Consider the following 20,705-nt stretch of genomic DNA (forward strand, 5'->3'; position numbering starts at 1 on the left):
ATAGTATTAAATTTATTTATTTTATTCCAAAAGACCTATATTTGTTTTATAATACATGTATTAAGTATGAGTGAAAAGAGATCAACGGGGGATGGAAGAGGTGAATATAATGGAATTGACACCGTTATACGACAAAAACTTGACCTGCGGGTTATGCAAGCACAATTTTACCACAACAAAAATCAGAGGCAGATTCGTTCGTGCAAAAGAATACAGTACAGACCTGATGCCGGTGTATGAGGACCCGGCAATCAACCCAAACCTCTATTATGTACACGTGTGTCCCGAGTGCGGCTATTCTTTCACTGATGATTTTGCCCCATATTTCCCGCCAGGCGGCAAAGAGGAAATTGAAGAAAAGATCTCAAACCGCTGGAAGCACCTTGATTTTTCAGGAGAACGTACAGAGGATGATGCCATTAAAGCGTTTAAGCTGGCGATTTATATTGCGACGATTAAGCGTGAAAAAAGCATTACCATTGCGGGTCTTTACCTGAGATTATCATGGCTGTACCGCGGCCTTGATCAGCTACAGGAGCAGCGTTTTCAGCGTCTTGCAGTTGAGGCTTATAAGGATGCATATTCAAAAGAGGATTATGCAGGCTCTCAAATTACGACTGAACGCGTCCTCTACCTGATTGCTGAACTTTCCCTGCGGCTTGGTGAAGAAGATGAAGCAACGAGACACTTCTCAAAAATCATCGAAAGACAGCACAGTTCCACTGATCCGAAAATGGTTCATATGGCAAAAGAAAGATGGCAGTCCTTCAGAGAAGAGCGCAGGGCACAGTAAAAAAGCTGATCGGATGTCGATCAGCTTTTTTCATTAAAACATTGGATTTTCTTCAAGGAACTCATAGACAGCTTCCACAAGCTCTTTAGGTGTATCAGCTTCCACAACTTCCCCGTTCACGATCGCAAACATCGCTGCCGCACAGATCCCGCAGTGACTCGTACAGCCGTACTCAATCACATCAAGATTCGGATCCCGTTCAAGTGCTTCAAATGCTTCCTGAGACCCGCTTGCTATATTACTAATACAAAACTCTATAATTGGTTTCATTGTTATCACCTCATACTCATTTCAATGTAACGTCTTACTTACACTTCGTCAATCATCCTGCTCTTTAAAATGACAAGTTTGTGAAAGAATTCTCTTAATATGATTGTACTAAGACCTTTATTCCGATATACTTTTTAGTGAATGTAAACGTAATGATCAAACACATTGTGTATGTATGATCATATTGAAAGTGCTTACTTACTAATATGCTTACTGTAAAGAGAGGGCTACCCATGAAACACTTAGTATTATTAGGTGGAGGTTACGGCAATATGCGCGTGTTACTGCGACTGCTGCCGGATAAGCTGCCTGAAGACGTAAAAATCACTTTAATTGACCGTACACCGTATCACTGCTTGAAAACGGAATATTATGCGCTCGCAGCCGGTACAGCATCAGACCAGGAGATCCGCGTCAGCTTTCCTGAACACGAACGCCTTGATCTGAAGTACGGTTCTGTAGCGGAGATTGATACTGAAAACAAACGTGTCATTCTTGAAGATAACAGTGAAGTGGAATATGACGACCTTGTTGTTGGATTAGGCTGTGAAGATAAGTATCACAATGTGCCGGGTGCAGATGAGCATACATACAGCATCCAGTCGATCCAGCGTTCAAGAGCGACATATGAACGCCTGTCAAATCTGCCTTCCGGATCAGTTGTCGGGGTTGTAGGAGCCGGCCTGAGCGGTATTGAACTTGCAAGCGAACTGCGCGAAAGCCGTGAAGACCTGAAAATTAAGTTATTTGACCGTGGTGAACGGATTCTTCCTGCCTTCCCTCAGCGCTTAAGTAACTACGTACAGAAATGGTTCGACGCAAACAATGTTGAAGTTGTCAGCAGCTCCAATATCACAAAAGTAGAACCGCATATGCTATACAATCACGAAGAACAGATTCCAGTTGATGTCTGTGTATGGACAGCAGGAATCCAGCCGGTCAAAGTCGTACGCGACTTGCCTGGTGAAAAGGATTCATCTAACCGCGTCGTCCTGTCGCAGTATCATAACCTGCCTGATGATGAGCATGTATATGTGGTCGGTGACTGCGCAAGCCTTCCTTTCGCTCCAAGCGCCCAGCTTGCTGAGGAACAGGCAGAACAGATAGTTAAAGTACTGATCGCACGCTGGAAAAATGAAGATCTGCCTGAGCAGATGCCAAAGATCAAGCTGAAGGGCTTTATGGGCTCACTCGGTAAAAAACAGGGCTTTGCCTATCTTGCAGACCGTACCGTAACTGGCCGTATCGCACGCCTGTTGAAATCAGGAGTGCTGTGGATGTATAAATACCATAATGGATAAGAATCTATTTATCTTTTCTTCATGACTTCACGCTCAGTTACCTGAGCGTGTTTTTTATTATCCTGTCATTCAGCAGGCTGCTTTGATATATGTCCGCCAACCAGCCTTGCCCTTCTTCTTGTCGTGCCTCCTTCTGTATAGGAAACTGCCCTCAGAAGTGACGTTGATCCAAATCTGCGTCTTACATCATCCATCACATAGCCAAGGTGGTGTACTTTCTCTCTTCCCGGATTAAACAGGTCGAGTTGCAGTGCTGAATCATCTGCTAAATTGGTTAATGAGATAGAGATTTTCCGCACCGGGAATGGCTGCAGGTTTTCATGCAGGATCTGCAGACATACGTCATAGATCTCCATCGTAATAGAGGTTGGCTTATGAAGAGACTTTGAGCGGTGAAATGATTTGATTGGCGTGCGCTTACTGTAGCCGATGCCAAGATGAATCGTGCGGCCCCCGAGATGCTTATTTCTGGCTCTTCTTGCGACTTCCTCACACATTTCAAGTAACACTGCTTCAATTTCCTCAAGCTTATGATAATCTCTTAAAAGGATCTGACTTTTTCCATAGCTGACCTGTCCCTGAATAATTGGTGCGCCGATTTCAGAGCGGTCAATGCCATGCGCGTGGTAATAAAGCTGGTTTCCCATGACACCGAAAACTGCTTCGAGTCTTTTCAGGTCATAAGCAGCCAAATCACCGATTGAATACATTCCCATACGGTTTAAGCGCTTTTCAAGCTGGCGGCCGATTCCCCACATGGCTGACAGCGGTTTGAGCGGCCATAGTTTCTTTGGGATATCCTCAAAAGTCCATTCGCATATTCCCTTTTTCTTTGCTTCAAGATCAAGACAGAGTTTTGCAATCAGCATGTTCGGTCCGATCCCGATCGCACACGGCAGCCCGAACTCCCGCATCATATCATCGGAGATCATTTGGGCAACTGCATGGGGCCCTCCCCACAACGCAGAAGTCCCGTCAATCTGAATAAAACTTTCATCTACACTGTAAACGTGAATATTTTCTTTTGGAACGAACCGTGTGAAGATCTTGGTGATCTCAGTCGACAGCCTGAGGTACTGTCCCATATCCGGCTCAATTAATTGAAGGTCTGTAATATCAGGAATTTCATGACGGCGCGTACCCGTTCTGATCCCATGCTCTTTTTTTGCGCGCGGGGAAGCAGCAAGAACTACACTCCCCTTTTGCTCCTGATTTCCGATAATCGCAATTTTACATTTCAATGGGTCCTGCCCGAGCTCAACTGCTGTACAGCTCGCATAAAAGCTCCTCATATCTACACACAGGATCTCTCTTTGTTTCTCAAGCGAATAGTCAACCTCCATCGCTCTCACACTCCCGGTTTTATCATTTTCTCTATCTATACCCTGTTTTCTTAAAATTATACGAACGAGTGTTCTTTTTGTAAACAAAATCATTTTTCCAATTAAGGAACATACCTGAAGCAGTTTCAAAATATGATTTTTTTACATGAGCGGTATAATAAAGAAAATTGCTGATAAGGCGGTGAAAGCAAATGTCACTCCTTCCATTTCATGAACGTTACAACCTTGTGGAAGTGCCGGAAGATTATCAAAATGAAAACCCTGATTTTGTTGTGATGAGAGATGAACATGACAAATGCTACCTCTGTGACAAATCAGACGCTGAGGTATTGAGGGGTCTGAACTTTACAGAAGTATGAAAGAAAAAAGGCTGAAACAAAATATGTCTCAGCCTTTTCTTCGGGAACCAGTTCACTGCGCTGCAGGCGGTGCTTTCCGGACGGCGGTCGCTGAGCCTCCTCGGCTTCGCCTGCGGGGTCTCAGCTATCCCGCTAATCGTCCCGGAGTCACCGCCTGCAGCGAGGTTACCCTCTATAATCAATAAATAAAAATTTCATCATAAGTATACAGGCTTCAGTTAAACAATTTACGCTATTATTCAGCCGTCTGGAACCCGTACTTTTCAAGCTCTTTATACACGGCCTTCAGTCTTGGGTTCCCTTCACCGACAATTTCATCCTCAACTAAAACAACCGGATAGAATAAATCCTCTTCCCATACCCGTTCCACAAAAGCAGCCTTTTTCGGATCTTCCTGCTCAGTGTTAATGTCCACATAGTCCATTACAAACTTGCGGTCAGGAAACTTCCGGCCAATCGCCGCCTCCAGCCACTCATAAGTCTCTTTAGAAGAAGGCGCCCCCACACAACTCGCACAAATCGTCTCCGCTCCATACACCGTAATCGTCACAGCCTCATTCGCCATATCAAACAACTCCCTATGATTAAGTTTTTAATAAACCGGCTGATAATTTCCGCTTCAGGGGGACGCTTTCCGGACGGTGGTAGCTGAGCCTCCTCACCTCCGGTTGCGGGGTCTCAGCTTCCCACTAATCGTCCCGGAGTCACCCCCTTACGCTCCAATTATCAGCTGTGCATTATACATTGTGAATCTTTATAAAAAATAACATCTTTGTTCAACAAGAAACATTCAGCTGTCATTTGGAGTGGAAGACGGAGACTCCTGCCCCAGAAAGGGACAGGTGAGACCCCGCAGAGCGAAGCTCGAGGAGGCTCACCGCCCGGGGGCAGGAAAGCGCAGTCTTCCACGGAAAATGACAGCGGTTTTACCATCCATTCCAAATGCATGACTAAACAATAATAATTTCAAATAACATGGATGGATTTTTTTCGTTATACTCATTATAATAGAACACAGGAAGGGAGTCGATTCGAATGACAGAAGTAGAAATGAAAGATTCAGTTCAGGAAGTACTTGATAAACTTCGTCCATTCCTTCTTCGTGACGGCGGAGACTGTGAATTGGTTGACGTTGAAGATGGAATCGTTAAATTAAGACTTCTTGGCGCATGCGGTACATGCCCAAGTTCAACTATTACCCTTAAAGCAGGTATCGAGCGTGCACTGCTTGAAGAAGTACCTGGCGTTGTGGAAGTTGAACAGGTATTTTAATGAACATCATCCTCCTGTAAAAACAGGAGGATTTTTTTATTGAGAAATTTAAAAAATAAATGAGAATGTCCGTTTAGAGTGAAACCCTTGTTAGTGGCTTTTCATCAGTCAGCACTGCTTTGATATTATCAGCAGCAAGCTTCATCATCGCAAACCGGGTCTCAGTTGATGCACTGCCAATATGCGGTACAGCCACCACGTTCTTCATGGAAAGCAACGGATGATCAGCGGAAACCGGCTCCTGTTCAAATACATCGAGCCCCGCTCCGGCAATCTCGCCTGATTGCAACGCTTCAATCAGCGCAGCTTCATCCGTCACTGGTCCTCTGCCCACATTCAAATAAATTGCAGAGTTCTTCATCAGTCTGAACTGTTCCGCTCCGATCATACCGCGTGTTTCTTCAGTCAGCGGTGCGAGTACGAGAACGAAATCCGCTTTTTCAAGTAAGTCTGACAGGCTTTTATACTGAGCTCCGTACGCTTCTTCCGCTTCAAGCTTCCGGCTTCTTGTATGATAGAGAATATTCATATCAAACCCCGCTGCACGTTTTGCCACAGCCTGCCCGATCTTCCCCATTCCAATAATACCGAGCGTTTTATGGTGAACGTCGCGTCCTGCAAGAAGATAAGGTGACCAGGACGTCCAGTCGCCATTTTTGATATAGTCTGCTGCTTCAGAAATTCTTCTTGCAGTAGCGAGCATCAGTGCAAATGCAAGGTCAGCGGTTGTATCTGTTAAGACATCCGGCGTATTCGTCACAATCACGCCTGCTTTGTCTGCTGCTTCAATATCAATATTGTCATAACCGACTGCCATATTTGCTACTATTTTTAAATGGGGAGCCGATGAAAAGAGCTCTTCATCCACCTGATCAGAAAGCATGGTAAGCAGTGCATGGCACTCACCAGCCTGCTTTATCAATACATCTCTCGGCACAGCCTCATCCTCAGAATCCCACCCCTCAACGTCAAAATTCTTCTTAAGCTCCTGAATCACTGCATCATCAATTTTACGTGTAATGAAAACCTTAGACATCAGCTGCATCCCCCTTTATAAAAGTGAATTTCATTTTATGTATGACACAGCTGTCCTTCATGAGAGGGACAGCTGTTTTAAAGAAATATTAAATCTCCCACTCTGAAAGAGAATCAATCGAATAAGTCGGCTGCTGTTCTTTTTCAGCAAGCAGGCTTTTTGGTGAAACGCCAGTATGCAACATCAATGTATCCATCCCGGTATTAAATCCTGCTTTGATATCTGTATCATAGTTATCACCAACCATGACAACTTCTTCTTTTGGCAGGCCAAGCACTTCTAGCGCCTGTTCCATAATAACTGCTTCAGGCTTTCCGATAAACAGAGGCTCCGTCTGTGTAGAAACGGTAATGACTGAAGTCAGCGATCCGTTTCCAGGCAGCAGACCGCGTTCTGTCGGAATCGCAATGTCACCGTTGGTTGAGATGAATTTCGCACCGTTTCTGACAGCAAGACAGCCAAGTGCCAGTTTTTCATACGTAATTTCCCGGTCAAGACCTACAATGACATAGTCAGGATTTTCATCTTTGATCGTGATCCCTTTTTCAGTCAGCGCCTGACGAATCCCGTCTCCGCCAATCACGTATGCAGATCCGCCCGGCATTTCCCGGGAAATGACTGATGCTGTTGCAAGAGATGTCGTAAATACCTGTTCAGGCTCAGCAGGCACATCAAAATTCTGAAGGTGTGCTGCCACCTGCTCCTGTGTTTTAGACGAATTATTCGTCACAAAAAGATAAGGAATTCCTTTTCCTTTCAGCTTTTTTACAAAGTCCACCGCTTCTGGAATCGGTTCAGTTCCTCTGTACATCGTTCCGTCTAAATCGATTAAATAACCTTTATATGCTTTCATTACTTACTTCCTTTCTATTCCTTACCGTCTGAATGCAGAGACTGGTCCAAGTTCATTTTTAAGATAATTTCTCACTGCGAGCGGAAATGCCAGCAGGGCTTTTTCCGAAGATGTAAATGTGTCGATACACATCTGATGGTCCACCTGTGTGAACTCCTGAACCAGATGCTTTCTGAGTTTGACGGCATTGACAAGGTCTCCGTGCATGTCTTTACCAATGACCTTTTCATCTTCAAGGATATCAACAATATCTTCATAGCTGCCGGGATCACGCATAATAAAGCCGTCGATCATTGAATTACCGACATCAATAATTGATTCTATAACGGTATGCAGGCTGCGTTCAAGCGCAAGCTGTCCGATTTTGGTATCCCATGTTGTATGCTGTTGTAAAAACGCCAGCTGCTCTTCCATAAATACAAGCGTCTGCTCAATCGTTTCTCTGTCAACGAAGTACATAATCTCTTCACTCTCCATCAAAATGTCTGTTTCAAGTGTACCATAAGCCCTCAGATTTTTTGGCATCACGTGCGTTAATCGTTATAATTGTGAATACACACTAAGGAGGATTTTAACGATGACTGAACGATTCTTTTTATATGATGATACAGAAGAAACAAAAACGCGGTTTGTCAGCTTTATGGGCGAGCATCAGCGCTTTGACCTTGCGATTCTGTATTCAGACCGCTACTACGGAAAAGCAATGGTCATGGACATTCAGGGAAGTCGCTTTGCCATCATCGGCCAGGACGATCTCGATGAAGAAGGCTACATTGAACACGCATTCAAACTCTCCGAACAGGATGCAGCAGAACTGCGCGAATTTCTGAACGAAGTTGTTTTGTGAATCAATCATCATGAACTGCTCATACTAATCTAAAAAGGAGCAGTGTAATGGAGCGGTACAGTGACTTTTCAAACGTTGAAGTACAAAAAGAATACCTGATCCCTGAATCATTTCCGGAAGGGCCATATGGATCCCCGAGAGGCAAATATTCACTTGTCAGAAACAAATCCGGCCCCTGGAAAAGCGGCCAGCGCTACTACAGTGCATTCAACTACGAGAATAAAGGCGCCCACGAAGACGTCCCAAGACAAGATCCGGGTGCGCATATACCTTAAGTGAAAAAGATCATAAGAAATGAAAAGAAGGTTGTCTCAACTTAAAATTGAGACAACCTTCTTTTCATACCAAACAGTTCTTAAAGAATACGTTCATTGGTCTCTAAGAGTTTATCTGTTACATCCATCTGACGTAAGGCGGTGACTCCGGGACGATTAGAGGGAAGCTGAGACCCCGCAGGGCGAAGCCTGAGGAGGCTCAGCAACCTCCGTCCGGAAAGCATCCGCCTGAAGTGCAGCGAAACGGTTATGATCCTCTACTTCTTAGCTCCGCTGACCTTCTTCACAATAAAATACGGGCAGCCAAAATTACAGTGCTCATACAAATAATCCTTCACAGTCGAAATCTTCGTATCAAATGACGATTTCTGATTCGTATCCTCAAAAAAACCTTTCAGTCTCAGCTGACCGTAACCCCAGTCCCCCACAATATAGTCATACTTGTGCAGAATTTCACTGTAACGCGCTTCAAACGCTTCTTCATCATAGCCTTCTCTATATTCTTCAATGATTTCGTATTGTTGATTATGCATAGTAATCATTATTCTCACTCCTGCCTGTGAACTACTTCCTATTATACATGACAACACAATTTTTTCTATGTATGAATTCCTTGCATTCAGGACAAAATCAGCAAAAGGAGTGTGACCCTGTTGAAGCTGATTTGTGCGTTTTTGATCATTCTTTTTCTCGCCGGTTGTTCAAAAGAGCCTGAGCCTCCGGAAGTTTCGCCTGATTCAGGTTGGATCCCGGCTGCCATGCATCAATATGACCTCGCGCCGGATCACGAATCAAAAAAGCTGCCTGTACTGTAGCACAGGCAGCCTTATACTTATACTGTTTTGTTTTTGGATTTCCTTACTGCATTTGTGATACTTGCAGCAAGTCCGCCCCATAAAAGAACGATCCCAATCACCATCATTACGATTGCACCAACTGTCATTGTGAATCCCTCCTTTACTCTTTATCCGGAAGTTCAACCGGTGTTGAACGGCTCCATTTGATCAGTGATACGATAATACCGATCACGAAAGCTGCACCAGCTGAAGCAAGGAACATCGTCAGGGCAAATTCATCAGTATAGCCTTCATAGTTACCAGTATCATTGTCAAACTGCTGAAGAACGTTCTGTGTAATCAGACCGAACATCATATAACCAAGAACGATTGGTGTGACGACGCCAAGGCATACTTTCCACCATCCGCCAAGGTGAATATCTGATGTAAGGTTCGCGTGGTTTTGAAGCACACCTGTTTTACGCAGAATCCAGGCGATCATAATCACTTCAATGAGACCGATTGCTGCTACACCAAACTGGTTAATGTAGTAATCTGCTGCGTCAAGGAAGAATAGTCCGCCCTGCGTTGCAAATAAAATTGAAATTAATGCTGCGAGTCCGCCTCCGAAAAGAACGGCTTTATTACGCGAAATGCCAAGCTTCTCAGATAAACCTGCTACATACGTTTCAGTGATTGACATCAGTGAAGTCAGTCCTGCAAGTGTAAGTGACAGGAAGAATAACGCCCCGAAAATACCGTTAAGACCAGGAAGCTGATTGATGATCTGCGGGAATACCACAAAGGCAAGCCCAACACCGGCTGTAGCCACTTCTGAAACCGGCACATCAAGCTGTGTAGCCATATAACCAAGTGCTGCGAATACCCCGATACCAGCTAAAAGCTCGAAACCTGAGTTCGCAAACCCTGTAATAAATGCGTTGTTTGTAATATCCGATTTTTTCGGAAGATAACTTGAATAAGTAATCATGATTGCAAATGCAATAGATAAACTGAAGAAAATATGACCGTAGGCTGCTACCCAGACTGCCGGATCCATAATATTTTCAAAATTCGGCTCAAAGAATGCTGTCAGACCAAGTCCGGCACCTTCTAATGTTACCGCCCTGATCACAATAATCAGGAATAAGATCACAAGCGTTGGAATGAAAATACGGTTCGCATATTCAATCCCTTTCTTAACACCTGCAACAAGGATACCAAGTGTGATCACCCATACCAGCACAAGTGGAATAAATACTCCCCACACAATGCCACCCGTTTCACCAGGTGCTACATCAAGCTGCAGAAATTCTGTGAATAAAAATCCTTCTGTATCTTCTCCCCATGCCTGCCCGAACGAGAATATGGTATAGCGCATTGCCCATGCGATAATGACGGCATAGTAGGTGGAGATGACAAAGGAGACAAATACTGCCCACCAGCCAAGCCATTCAGCTTTTTTACCGCTCATGCGGAAGAATGATAGCGGCGCAGATCCTCTGTACTTATGTCCGATGGTGAATTCCATGATAAGAATTGGAATACCGGCAGTTAAGAGTGCAAATAAATATGGAATAAAGAATGCTCCTCCACCGTTCTCATAAGCGACGTACGGAAAACGCCAAATGTTTCCTAGACCGACCGCAGAACCGACTGCTGCTAAAATAAATCCGGCACGCGATCCCCACTGTTGACGATTCATCTTATTTCCCCCCTGAAAGTACTTCCGTTTTGTTTGGAAGTTTTTATATATTCAGATTATTTCTCATAATCTAAAAACAGTATAGCACTTGCTTCCTAAATGTAAAAGTACTATTTTGAAAAATTCTGAAATTATATTAATATAATCTATAAAAATAAATAAACCTTGCTAAATCAAGGTTTATTGAAGTAGTGTGCAAAATTTTTCACACTTTATATAATTCATACATTTTTCCAATCATACGATAGTCCTCTTTAAAAAACGCCCGAATGGATTGTCCATTCAGGCGTTTCTTCTCTTATTCCAGACCTTCTTTAGCAGAAACGGTTCTCGCTTTTTCAGGATTGCGTCCCATAATTAACGCGAAAAGAATCAGCAGAATAACGACTAATCCAAGAGATAGGATTGTGCTGCCTGAGAAGCCAAGCAGAACGTAACCCGCTGAAGCAATTGCAGCTCCGGTTACTGCATAAGGGATTTGAGTTGATACGTGATCAATATGATTACTTCCCGCACCGGTAGAAGAAAGAATCGTTGTATCAGAGATTGGAGAACAATGATCTCCGAACACCGCTCCTGCAAGAACTGCTGCAAGTGACGGCAGAAGCAATGAGATATCAGTACTCGCTGCAATTTCTCCTGCAATCGGCAGTAAAATACCGAATGAACCCCATGATGTGCCTGTAGAAAATGCCATAATCCCTGCTACTAAGAATAACAGGACAGGCAGCCAGCCAATTGGCAGGTTGGAAGCTTCAACGACACCGGCAAGGAATTCCCCTGTTCCAAGGTCACCGATTAACCCGACAATCATCCATGCGAATACAAGAATATAAATGGCAGGAAGCATAGACTTCACGCCTTCTTTTAGTGCAAGGAAAAATTCAGCTCCACCAATTTTTTCAGAGCGTCCGATCTGTCTGATAAAGAATGCAATGGCTACTGCAAGTCCTACAAGTGCACCATATACAAGTGATTTTGCTACATCAGTATATTCAAACATCTGAAGAATCGATGCAGATTCGCCAGTATCAGCTGTATAAGCCTGAGAGCCTGTCCACATCATTGCTGCAACTGTTCCTACTACAAGTGCAATAATTGGCCAGATTAAATCTCCTACTGTTCCGTGTTTTGAAGTTGGAAGATCATTTTTCAGTTCTCCCGGAATGTCTTTATTCGGATCATATACTTCCCCTGTTTCAATTGCACGGTTTTCATGCACTTTCATCTGACCAAAGTCCACACCGCGAAGTGCAACAATAAAGACGATTCCAAGTGCTGACCATACGTACAGATTCATCGGTACCATTTGAATAAACGCAGAAAATGCCGTGTATTCAGTAATCGAGTGAGTGGCAAGAATGCCCCCGATCACCGCAATAATATATGCACCCCAGCTAGATACTGGTGATACAACACAAACAGGTGCAGCCGTTGAGTCAATCAGATACGCAAGCTTTGCACGCGATACGCGGTGACGGTCTGTCAGCGGGCGTGCAACCTGTCCAACTGCAAGGCTGTTAAAGTAGTCATCGATAAAGATAATGACACCAAGACATGCCGTAACAAGCTGAGCGCCTGCTCGTGTTTTAACACGTTTCATTGCCCACTCCCCGAATGCTCTCGCACCGCCTGACACGTTAATAAATGCTGTGATCACTCCAAGAATGATCAGGAATAACATAATAAAAATATTCCATAAGTTCAGAGCGCCGGGCTCTCCATCTGCCCCGTGTTCCCAGAATACTCCGCTGAATGACAGCCATAGTGTTTCAAGTGTTTCAAGCGGACCAAAGCTTGTAATTAATAGTGCTGCTGCAATAATCCCTGCGCCAAGTGACAGCAGGACACGTCTGGTAAGTAAAACCATTACAATTGCAATAACTGGTGGTAAAAGTGATAACCATGTTCCTTCCATAATGTTCCCTCCTTTATTTTTTGATAGGGCAAGGTATGAGGCATAATCGTAAAAAAACGCAAAAAAGGGCAATGATAGAGGACTCTACCATTACCCTTATAGTCAGTAATGTTATGCTCCATCACGATCTGTAGCTCCTCATCCTGCAGATATATTCTGCAGCAAGAGAGTGTTATCCCTGTTAGAGATAACCCCAATGATAAAACCCTGACTGATTGTTACCATTTCGGCAGTGATCCCCTTTCATCTGTGATCGCAGTTGTCATCCTCACACAGATTACTCTTAAATCCTGCTCCTCTACCCCATCGGATTATGATGTGGTGATTATTCATTTTACTGAACTATTATAACAAGCCGTTCTCTTCAATTCAAGACTAATCTGCAGGAATTGGTACTTCGAGTGAAGGGGTCATACCTTCTCCCATATTATAGATCTCAGGCACCTGTCCCTGGATCAGTCCCATTGCTACCGGTATGTTTTGTTCAATCGTCGTTTCCTCTGTGGCAAAAGGGACAATGATCTGCACTTTTACAATTAAATGAATATTTACTTTAACGAGGGCATTGTTAATCCCGAACTCATCAATCTCAGACTGAATATCTGAGGTTACACTGCCTACTGCGTGAAACCGGATCGGCACCTTTGGACCAAGGTTTCCAAGCAGTGCATTGCCGGTGGCCTGGCCGAGTGGAACAGTATAGACTATCCCTTCAAGGTTCCCTGCATCCTCCACTTCAAGGTCAAGTTCAGTCAGTGACTTCAACACGCTCGTATCTCCTCTTTCGATGGCCCTGAGCTGTTCCTGTACCAATTCAGTCGTTTCAGACAGCACACGGTTGATAATTTCAGTATTAAACTTTGTCGTCACCATTTCAGCTGAATCTGTCGGGACATTTTCAATAATCTCATTAATGTCCATTACATTGGCGATTTCTTTATTGACTGCCTTACTGATCACCAATGCACCGATTTTCTTTGTCTGGGATTCCGCATAAATCATCAAGGTGGGTTTGATCCCTGTATTAATCACAACAAGGCCGGTAACAGTCATCAGACAGAACAGACATACAGAAAGAAGCCACACTGAACGTGCAGACAGCGGCTTGATCACAAACTTTCTTTTGCGCATAAAAAAGCCCTCCTACAAAGCAGTCTATGCCGGATAGGAGGGTGACTTCACTGTTAATTATTCAGTTATGAACATGATACCGGTCTTGCAAATTGTACAGTCGAGGTGTTTGGATAAATCCAGCTCATAGGTCGCATCCACAATTTTTTCATTCTCCTCTACAATCCTGATGATCGGGCGTGTGGACATTCCTTTATTCTGCTGTGCCACAATTCCCTTTCTGCCGTCACTTAGCTGTACAGTCAATCCGTTTGGATAGATCGCGATGCCCATTTGAAAAGCTTTGATGACAACAGGGTCGAATAAGGTGCCGGAGCCTGCAAGCAGAATCTCAAGCGCATCTGCCGGCAGCATTTTTTCCCTGTATACGCGGTTTGACGTGCAGGCATCAAAGACATCTGCGACAGCCAGTATTTTTGCATATGGATGGATGTCTGCAGCCTTTAATCCTCTTGGATATCCGGACCCGTCAAGTCTTTCATGATGCTGAAAGGCACAATGCGCTGTCAGCAGAGATACATTATGAAGATTTTTGAGCAGCTCAAAGCCATGAACCGTATGCTTTTTGATCTCCTCAAACTCTTCATCCGTCAGCGGTCCCTCTTTCATCAGAATCTCTTCATTAATCATCGTTTTACCGATATCATGAAGCATTGCACCGAGACCCAGCTGTTCAAGCTGCTTCACAGGCAGCTTTAACTGCTTTCCGATTGCAAGCGTATATAGCGTCACATTATAGGAATGATGGAAGATGTATGAATCATATAAATAAGCATCAGACAGAATCATCATCAGATCTTGATTGGCATCCATTTCACTCATAATATTTTTCAATACGTTCTGGATTTTGCCTGCTTTATCTGCAAGCATTGCTCTCATATCTTTTTTACTGCTCGTCTGTATCGAAGCAAACGAGTCTTTAATTTCACGAATCGTTTCCTGTCTGACGTGCACAGGAACACTTTCTTTCACTTCAATCCCTTCAGATTTCCCATCAGCAATATACACATACTGGACCCTCAGCAGACGCAGACGGTCCACCATCGCTTTCGTCAATGTCACCCCCGCCTGGAGCAAAGGCTTATCATTCACATTATAGATGGTATGTCCCAGAACCATGCCCGCTCTCAGTACTTTTACAGAAATTAACCTCATCCCTCGATCACCCTTCTCTATCTATTTTAATGATTAACGGGCATATGCTTTTAATTTTTCTTTTAAAATGTCACGCAGGAATTCCGGCATAAAATATTGCTTCCTTGCCCTGTGCATTTCAGGGAAGAAAAAGCCGAATGTAAACATATCTACCGTCGCCACCCGGTACGTTTTATCTGCAAGTACAGGTTCATTCCCGACGTAAAACTGATGATCTTTCTCACCCAGTTCCTTAAAAATAAACTCACCCAGAATCGTCCCTCTGAAGCCAAGGCCACGGATGACAGTGGTTGGCCAGTTCTGATGGCGTGACTGTCTGATAACTTCTTTTAATTCACTTCCTGAGAGCTCAACTAAACAGAGATTGATCGGATGCGGTAAAATCCGGTGAAGATCGTATTCAGTCACCGGCCCGGCTTCAAGCGGGTGCAGCAGTAACCCTCCTGTGACAATCGACAGGTCGGCATCACACCAGTCAAGTACTGCTTCAGCAAGCAGATGTGATAGTGGTGATGAAGCTTCTAACGGATTATGATGGATCGGCTGATCAAGTACCGCAATTTCATTGGAAAGCAGCTGCTTTCCTTCTTCAAACCAGCGCTCCGTGTGATCCTCTGCATCAGGTAATTCACCTGTTTCATAGAGTGTCGCTGTTTTACCTGAAACCGTTTTGCTGACATGATCATACTCGATTTCAACTTTCCCTGTATACATACCAAACTTTCCTGCTGCAGCCAGCAGGACGTTATGATGCAGTCTGCCATTTTCAAGCACATGATGTGTATGGCCGCCCATAATCACATCAATTTCAGGGCATTCCTCAGCCACCCACTCATCTTCTCTGATACCAAGATGTGATAGCAGAATAATAATATCGGCTTTTTCTTTCATCGCTCTGACCTGTGCTTTCAGCTCATCCTTTGCTGATGATATACGCCAGCCGAGTTTCTCGTAAAAGACAGGATATTCTGCTGTCACTGCAGTGATACCGATCTTCACACCGCTTTTTGTCGTTTTAATCAGATAAGGACGCGCCCAGTCAGGTCTCTGCCCTTCTGCCGTAAACAGATTGGCAAGTATCACATCAAAGTCTGCATCGTGATACAAGTCATTTAATTCTTCATAAGAAAAAGTAATTCCTTCATTATTACCGATCGTGACGGCATCATAGCCTGCATCGTTTAGAAGATCCACGTTTCTCTTACCGGCAGATCCTTCTGTTAAAGGATGCGAACGGTCCGCGTGGTCTCCAATATCAAACAGCAGTACTTCTTCACCGGCCTGTTCAAGCTGCTGTCTCTCCTGAGTGAGAAACTGATGGATCTGTGACCAGTTCTCAAAGTGGCTGTGAAGATCATTTGTATGAAAAATCGTAATTCTTTCTTTCATTATATTTCACCTCCAGGCTAACCGTATATTCCCTCGATAATTGATCTGATACCGATCATAACAAGAATCAGTCTGAGAACAATCACAAGCTTGTCTGACTGGAGACGCTGGTTCATCCAGGCTCCAAGTTTTGCGCCAAACCACGCGCCAGGTGCAAGCAGCGCTACGTATAACCAGTCAACATTTCCAAGCAGGATATGCGAACCTGATCCAAGCAGTGCTGACAAAAAGACCATCAGCATTGAAGTCCCGACTGCAACGTGCGGCGGGAATAAAAACGCAATGATCATAATTGGCACCATGACAGATCCCCCGCCAATCCCAAAGAGCCCTGAGGCGAATCCTACAGCAAATGCTGCCAGCACGCCTGCAGCAGGTGGAAATCCATAAGACCATTTTACGCCCTGAGGATCAGTAAAATGCCGCTGATAAGATGCCTGCCTGAACTTTTCAATCGGCTTAATCCTATTTCTGATCAGCAGAATAAACGATAGAAAAATCATAAAGATTCCAAAGTAAAGATGAAAAGAATCAAGCGTCAGATATTGATTTGTATAAGATCCGATTACAGCTCCGGGACCACTTCCTGCAAAGAACAGCAGTCCGCTTTTCACATCCACTGTTTTTGTTTTCAAGTAAGCAAGTGTTGATGAAAGACCTGTAAAAATCATCACAACCAGTGAAATACCGACTGCCGTCTGAGGTGTAATGCCATCTATCCACATTAGTGCCGGACCAAAAAACAGCAATGCCGGCACCACAATTACACCGCCGCCTAGCCCGATCAGGGAACCGACAGCCCCTGCCAAAAGCCCAATTAAGGGCAGTAAAATCCATTCCATTCCCATTCATTCCAATCTAAAATAAGTCAAGCTGCCGGGGGGCGAGTCCTCCATAATCAAGTCCCAAAAGGTCGATCATTGTTTTCGCATTAGCAGCAGCATGACCGCCTGAATTATTATTAAACAGTACATATATGTGATCGGATGTCCGATCAAGTTTTTGAAGGACTGGTACCAGATCTTTCAGTTCTGCTTCTGTGTAATCATATAAATAGCGCACTTCACGCCAGCTGTTTTCGTTTCCTTTTTTTGTCCAGCCTGCTGTGTTTCTGCCATGAAGCCTGAATACAGTAACCTCTTTATGTGTTGTTTCTGCAACCAGCGGAATCGATCCCTCTCCTGCCTGAGGTTCGTCACAGACACTGTGAATCAATTCTTCATCCTTTAAAAATTGCAGCGTACGTTCACGGAATTCATCTGCGTACCACGTCTGATTTCTAAACTCGATCGCAAGCGGCAGCCCTTCAAGCTGCTGCTTACAATACCTTATGTAATCCACATTCTGTTTCTGACAGTCAAACCATGGCGGAAACTGCAGCAGCACAACACCCAGCTTATCTGCTTCAATGAGTGAAGTAAGTGACAGCCGGAATGCACGGAACATGTCCTCCCTTGATTCAAACGGGTTATCCCCGCGCTGATGACCAGTCATTCCCTGATAAGCTTTCACGATAAACTTAAATGATGAAGGCGTCTCTGCAACCCATTTTTTCATATTCCGTTCAGGCTGGACCGCATAAAACGATGCGTCGAGTTCAACGATCGGAAAATGTGCGGAGTAGTCTTTCAGCTTATCCTGTTTTGATGAATGTTCATCATATACATCCGGATGGTCTCCCCATCCGGTAAGTCCGATATAAATCACATGACCACCTGCTTTTTGACCAATTTAATATGGTTATTGTATCACAGTTGAACGGCAGTCGTAGTGCCGGGGATTTCTCTTTTTTCACTGTAAAAAAGCAGTGATAAAACATTAAATGTAAGAAGTAAGCGTTAACAGATCAATTGCTCAGAAAAATCGTAAAAATGCTATTGTGTGCGTGGTACATTCTTGTTAGGATTACCTTTATTACAGCAAAGCGTTTACGCAAAGAAAGGACTACCTTATGCAACAGAAAATACCTTTTTCAACTTATTTAATCATTGGCACTATGTTATTCGGCTTATTCTTCGGGGCAGGCAATCTGATTTTCCCGATTCAGCTTGGACAGCTGGCAGGTACTTCTTTCTGGCCGGCTCTGGCAGGTTTTCTTGTCACAGCAATTGGACTCCCGCTGCTTGGCATTCTTGCAATCGGATTATCAGGCAGCAAAGGGCTTCATGACCTGGCAAGCCGTGTACACCCATTATTCGGAACAGTTTTTGCACTCATTCTTTACTTAACAATCGGACCATTCTTTGCGATCCCTCGTACTGCTACGGTTCCTTATACAGTCGGTTTCGAACCATTTGTGAGTACTGAGAGCAGCGGGTTATGGCTTGCTGTGTTCAGCTTTATCTTCTTTGCAATTGTTTATGTTTTATCATTGAAGGCTGAAAAAGTGATGGACATTGTCGGTAGGTACCTGACACCGGTTTTCTTATTTTTCCTGTCTATACTGATCATCACAGCCATTATTCAGCCGATGGGCGGCTTCGGAGCCCCTGCAGCTGATTATCAGTCACTGCCGTTTATGAGCGGTTTCCGTGAAGGTTATAATACAATGGACGCACTAGGCGCACTGGCTTTTGGTATTATCGTGATCCATGCGATTAAGAATCTTGGCATTACTGATAAAAAAGCCATTGCAAGCACGACATTAAAGTCCGGACTGATTGCAACAGGACTGATGATGCTAATCTATGGACTGATCACTTATATGGGTGCCACAAGCCCATCAGCAGTCGGTACTTTTGAAAATGGCGGACTGACATTCGCAGCAGTTGCACAGCATTATTTCGGACCATTTGGCGCAATACTGCTTGCATTAATTATTGTACTCGCATGTGTGAAAACAAGTATTGGCCTGATCATTGCCTGCAGTGAATTTTTCCACCAGCTTTACCCGAAGGTCAGCTATAAAACTTTCGTATTGATTTTATCTTTGATGTCCCTGCTAATCGCAAACTTCGGTTTAACAAATATCATTCAATACGCAGTCCCTGTACTGATGTTCCTGTACCCGCTTGCGATTGTACTGATTCTGCTTGGTCTGACGTCAAATCTGTTCGGTCATAAAAGAAGCATCTATGCAGGCGCCATGTTCCTGACGTTCTTCGTCAGCCTGATTGACGGTTATAATGCTCTGGTTGGCACACTGCCTGGTATTGCAAACGGAGCATTTGATGCTGTAACAGATTTTTATATGATTTATCTGCCTTTATATGAAATTGGACTTGGGTGGATATTGCCTGCATTGGTTGGTGCAGCGATTGGGTTTATGTGGAGACCTGCTTCTAGTGGGAAGGTTTCTGAGGATTTATCTTACTAAAATGTTATCTTTACTTTATTTAGAAGGTGATTTCGGCTTCAATCGGACGCTTGCCATGTCCCATCATTAAACTGTTAAGCTTTCCATAACATGTCTTTTTCTGCTACGATACAAATTAATTTGTCAACAGTATAGGCTTTCTTTAATAAAAACAAAGTATGAGATTACAAACATATAGTAGAAGAAAGTATAATTTACAATACTTTCTTCTACTTTGATTTGTCATTTGGAAATCTTATTGAAATAAATTTTCATCCTTCATTAATTTACTTAAGACATATAGAGGTAATATCAAATCATTAGCGATTTCTAAAGCAAAATCTTTGTCAACCTTAGAAGGATTATGCGTTAAAGAATGTAAGAATTTATCATAATTTTCGCTGTTAAATTTTATATTTATCCCTGCAATAAAATTGTTAAAAGCATCATAGCCTTTAAACTTTTGAAGTATTCTTTTCTTTTCATCCTTTTTAGTTGAGGTTTTTGTAACTTTTAATATATCTTGCATGTCTACTAACATTTTTATCATGTTTTCTTTAAAATTACCTACCATAGGGATATTCCTATCATATAGGTACTTCTTTACTATATCTTCTAGAATAGCCCTAAAGGAAATAACATATAATAGATATTTATCATCATAATTTAGACTTTTTAATTGTTTTGCAACATCACTTATTTCACTAAGATCAATATCTCCATTAAAATGATTACTTTTTTCAAAAAAACTAGAAGATTTAATTCTATGGCCAAAAACTTTTCTTTTGGCTACCTTTATATTTAAATCATCTTTTTTATCCATATAATAATAACTAACTACAAATTCACCGGGACTCTCAGAACAAAATACATTTTCTTCTACTTTGCTTTTTGAATACAGCCATTAGATTGACCCACCTTTGCCATCTTTTTGATCCACTAGTGACACGTTTTTATACCACCTCTGCCATAGAGAGATCCACCCTT

At 43.3% G+C, this 20,705-nt stretch carries 23 protein-coding genes, 1 pseudogene and 1 riboswitch; of the genes and pseudogenes, 8 read left to right on the forward strand and 16 right to left on the reverse strand.

Annotation, left to right across the window (positions count from 1 at the left end):
* The first annotated feature begins 109 nt into the window (after positions 1 to 109).
* Positions 110 to 793, forward strand: coding sequence for a DUF2225 domain-containing protein (locus JOD21_RS15830; protein ID WP_239581641.1), 684 nt, complete (start codon positions 110 to 112; stop codon positions 791 to 793).
* Positions 794 to 826: 33 nt separating this feature from the next.
* Here JOD21_RS15830 and JOD21_RS15835 read toward each other — a convergent pair whose 3' ends face one another.
* A complete protein-coding gene (locus tag JOD21_RS15835) occupies positions 827 to 1,063 on the reverse strand; it encodes a YuzB family protein (RefSeq protein WP_041123033.1) in 237 nt (78 codons plus the stop codon).
* A 233-nt stretch (positions 1,064 to 1,296) separates the two neighbouring features.
* On the opposite strand from JOD21_RS15835, the gene JOD21_RS15840 reads away from it, so the two are divergent.
* Complete coding sequence (locus JOD21_RS15840) at positions 1,297 to 2,364, forward strand: NAD(P)/FAD-dependent oxidoreductase (protein WP_204730554.1); 1,068 nt, start codon at positions 1,297 to 1,299, stop codon at positions 2,362 to 2,364.
* Between the two features lie 65 nt (positions 2,365 to 2,429).
* Here JOD21_RS15840 and JOD21_RS15845 read toward each other — a convergent pair whose 3' ends face one another.
* Entirely contained in the window at positions 2,430 to 3,707 is a 1,278-nt protein-coding gene (locus JOD21_RS15845) for a Y-family DNA polymerase (protein ID WP_204730555.1), read from the reverse strand.
* Positions 3,708 to 3,898: 191 nt separating this feature from the next.
* Here JOD21_RS15845 and JOD21_RS15850 point away from each other — a divergent pair, with 191 nt between their 5' ends.
* Positions 3,899 to 4,066 carry a hypothetical protein gene (locus JOD21_RS15850; protein ID WP_160289529.1) on the forward strand — a complete coding sequence of 56 codons (168 nt, stop codon included), beginning with the start codon at positions 3,899 to 3,901 and terminating at the stop codon, positions 4,064 to 4,066.
* 235 nt (positions 4,067 to 4,301) lie between these two features.
* On the opposite strand, the gene JOD21_RS15855 is transcribed toward JOD21_RS15850, so the two are convergent.
* A complete protein-coding gene (locus JOD21_RS15855; RefSeq protein ID WP_041123114.1) occupies positions 4,302 to 4,631 on the reverse strand; it encodes a YuzD family protein in 330 nt (109 codons plus the stop codon).
* 414 nt (positions 4,632 to 5,045) lie between these two features.
* Here JOD21_RS15855 and JOD21_RS15860 point away from each other — a divergent pair.
* Positions 5,046 to 5,338, forward strand: a pseudogene (locus tag JOD21_RS15860) (NifU family protein).
* 73 nt (positions 5,339 to 5,411) lie between these two features.
* Here the strand turns inward: JOD21_RS15860 and JOD21_RS15865 are convergent.
* The 3 genes from JOD21_RS15865 to JOD21_RS15875 all read right to left on the reverse strand — a co-directional run bounded on the left by JOD21_RS15865 (position 5,412) and on the right by JOD21_RS15875 (position 7,686).
* Complete coding sequence (locus JOD21_RS15865) at positions 5,412 to 6,374, reverse strand: 2-hydroxyacid dehydrogenase (protein ID WP_204730556.1); 963 nt, start codon at positions 6,372 to 6,374, stop codon at positions 5,412 to 5,414.
* A gap of 88 nt (positions 6,375 to 6,462) precedes the next feature.
* The gene (locus JOD21_RS15870) at positions 6,463 to 7,227 is read right to left on the reverse strand and encodes a TIGR01457 family HAD-type hydrolase (protein ID WP_204730557.1); all 765 of its coding nucleotides are present in this window, start codon (positions 7,225 to 7,227) and stop codon (positions 6,463 to 6,465) included.
* Between the two features lie 21 nt (positions 7,228 to 7,248).
* Positions 7,249 to 7,686: a DUF86 domain-containing protein gene (locus JOD21_RS15875; protein ID WP_204730576.1), complete on the reverse strand. Its 438-nt coding sequence runs from the start codon at positions 7,684 to 7,686 to the stop codon at positions 7,249 to 7,251.
* Positions 7,687 to 7,804: 118 nt separating this feature from the next.
* On the opposite strand from JOD21_RS15875, the gene JOD21_RS15880 reads away from it, so the two are divergent.
* Together JOD21_RS15880 and JOD21_RS15885 are read left to right on the forward strand one after the other, a co-directional pair.
* Positions 7,805 to 8,074 carry a DUF3055 domain-containing protein gene (locus JOD21_RS15880; RefSeq protein ID WP_041123118.1) on the forward strand — a complete coding sequence of 90 codons (270 nt, stop codon included), beginning with the start codon at positions 7,805 to 7,807 and terminating at the stop codon, positions 8,072 to 8,074.
* Between the two features lie 47 nt (positions 8,075 to 8,121).
* Complete coding sequence (locus tag JOD21_RS15885) at positions 8,122 to 8,349, forward strand: hypothetical protein (protein ID WP_052474203.1); 228 nt, start codon at positions 8,122 to 8,124, stop codon at positions 8,347 to 8,349.
* Between the two features lie 257 nt (positions 8,350 to 8,606).
* On the opposite strand, the gene JOD21_RS15890 is transcribed toward JOD21_RS15885, so the two are convergent.
* Positions 8,607 to 8,891, reverse strand: coding sequence for a YutD family protein (locus JOD21_RS15890; RefSeq protein WP_204730558.1), 285 nt, complete (start codon positions 8,889 to 8,891; stop codon positions 8,607 to 8,609).
* 111 nt (positions 8,892 to 9,002) lie between these two features.
* Here JOD21_RS15890 and JOD21_RS15895 point away from each other — a divergent pair, with 111 nt between their 5' ends.
* Positions 9,003 to 9,164, forward strand: a complete 162-nt coding sequence (locus JOD21_RS15895; protein ID WP_204730559.1) for a hypothetical protein — start codon at positions 9,003 to 9,005, stop codon at positions 9,162 to 9,164.
* A 17-nt stretch (positions 9,165 to 9,181) separates the two neighbouring features.
* Here the strand turns inward: JOD21_RS15895 and JOD21_RS15900 are convergent, their stop codons facing one another.
* From JOD21_RS15900 to JOD21_RS15935, 8 genes are all read right to left on the reverse strand, one after another.
* Complete coding sequence (locus tag JOD21_RS15900) at positions 9,182 to 9,292, reverse strand: methionine/alanine import family NSS transporter small subunit (RefSeq protein WP_152614733.1); 111 nt, start codon at positions 9,290 to 9,292, stop codon at positions 9,182 to 9,184.
* Between the two features lie 14 nt (positions 9,293 to 9,306).
* The gene (locus tag JOD21_RS15905; protein WP_204730560.1) at positions 9,307 to 10,830 is read right to left on the reverse strand and encodes a sodium-dependent transporter; all 1,524 of its coding nucleotides are present in this window, start codon (positions 10,828 to 10,830) and stop codon (positions 9,307 to 9,309) included.
* 298 nt (positions 10,831 to 11,128) lie between these two features.
* Positions 11,129 to 12,748: a Na+/H+ antiporter NhaC family protein gene (locus tag JOD21_RS15910; protein WP_204730561.1), complete on the reverse strand. Its 1,620-nt coding sequence runs from the start codon at positions 12,746 to 12,748 to the stop codon at positions 11,129 to 11,131.
* A gap of 123 nt (positions 12,749 to 12,871) precedes the next feature.
* Positions 12,872 to 13,057, reverse strand: a riboswitch (Lysine riboswitch).
* Positions 13,058 to 13,123: 66 nt separating this feature from the next.
* Complete coding sequence (yunB, locus tag JOD21_RS15915) at positions 13,124 to 13,879, reverse strand: sporulation protein YunB (RefSeq protein WP_204730562.1); 756 nt, start codon at positions 13,877 to 13,879, stop codon at positions 13,124 to 13,126.
* Between the two features lie 57 nt (positions 13,880 to 13,936).
* Positions 13,937 to 15,034, reverse strand: coding sequence for an HD-GYP domain-containing protein (locus tag JOD21_RS15920; RefSeq protein WP_204730563.1), 1,098 nt, complete (start codon positions 15,032 to 15,034; stop codon positions 13,937 to 13,939).
* A 33-nt stretch (positions 15,035 to 15,067) separates the two neighbouring features.
* A complete protein-coding gene (locus JOD21_RS15925) occupies positions 15,068 to 16,423 on the reverse strand; it encodes a bifunctional metallophosphatase/5'-nucleotidase (RefSeq protein ID WP_204730564.1) in 1,356 nt (451 codons plus the stop codon).
* A gap of 17 nt (positions 16,424 to 16,440) precedes the next feature.
* On the reverse strand, positions 16,441 to 17,265 hold the full coding sequence (locus JOD21_RS15930; RefSeq protein WP_204730565.1) for a sulfite exporter TauE/SafE family protein: 825 nt from the start codon (positions 17,263 to 17,265) through the stop codon (positions 16,441 to 16,443).
* A gap of 16 nt (positions 17,266 to 17,281) precedes the next feature.
* Positions 17,282 to 18,130: a DUF72 domain-containing protein gene (locus JOD21_RS15935; RefSeq protein WP_204730566.1), complete on the reverse strand. Its 849-nt coding sequence runs from the start codon at positions 18,128 to 18,130 to the stop codon at positions 17,282 to 17,284.
* 244 nt (positions 18,131 to 18,374) lie between these two features.
* Between JOD21_RS15935 and brnQ the strand changes: the two genes are divergently transcribed.
* Positions 18,375 to 19,739: a branched-chain amino acid transport system II carrier protein gene (gene brnQ / locus JOD21_RS15940; protein WP_204730567.1), complete on the forward strand. Its 1,365-nt coding sequence runs from the start codon at positions 18,375 to 18,377 to the stop codon at positions 19,737 to 19,739.
* A gap of 235 nt (positions 19,740 to 19,974) precedes the next feature.
* Here the strand turns inward: brnQ and JOD21_RS15945 are convergent, their stop codons facing one another.
* The gene (locus JOD21_RS15945) at positions 19,975 to 20,541 is read right to left on the reverse strand and encodes a hypothetical protein (protein ID WP_204730568.1); all 567 of its coding nucleotides are present in this window, start codon (positions 20,539 to 20,541) and stop codon (positions 19,975 to 19,977) included.
* Between the last annotated feature and the right edge of the window lie 164 nt (positions 20,542 to 20,705).

The organism is Jeotgalibacillus terrae (assembly GCF_016908195.1).
Classification (GTDB): domain Bacteria; phylum Bacillota; class Bacilli; order Bacillales; family Jeotgalibacillaceae; genus Jeotgalibacillus; species Jeotgalibacillus terrae.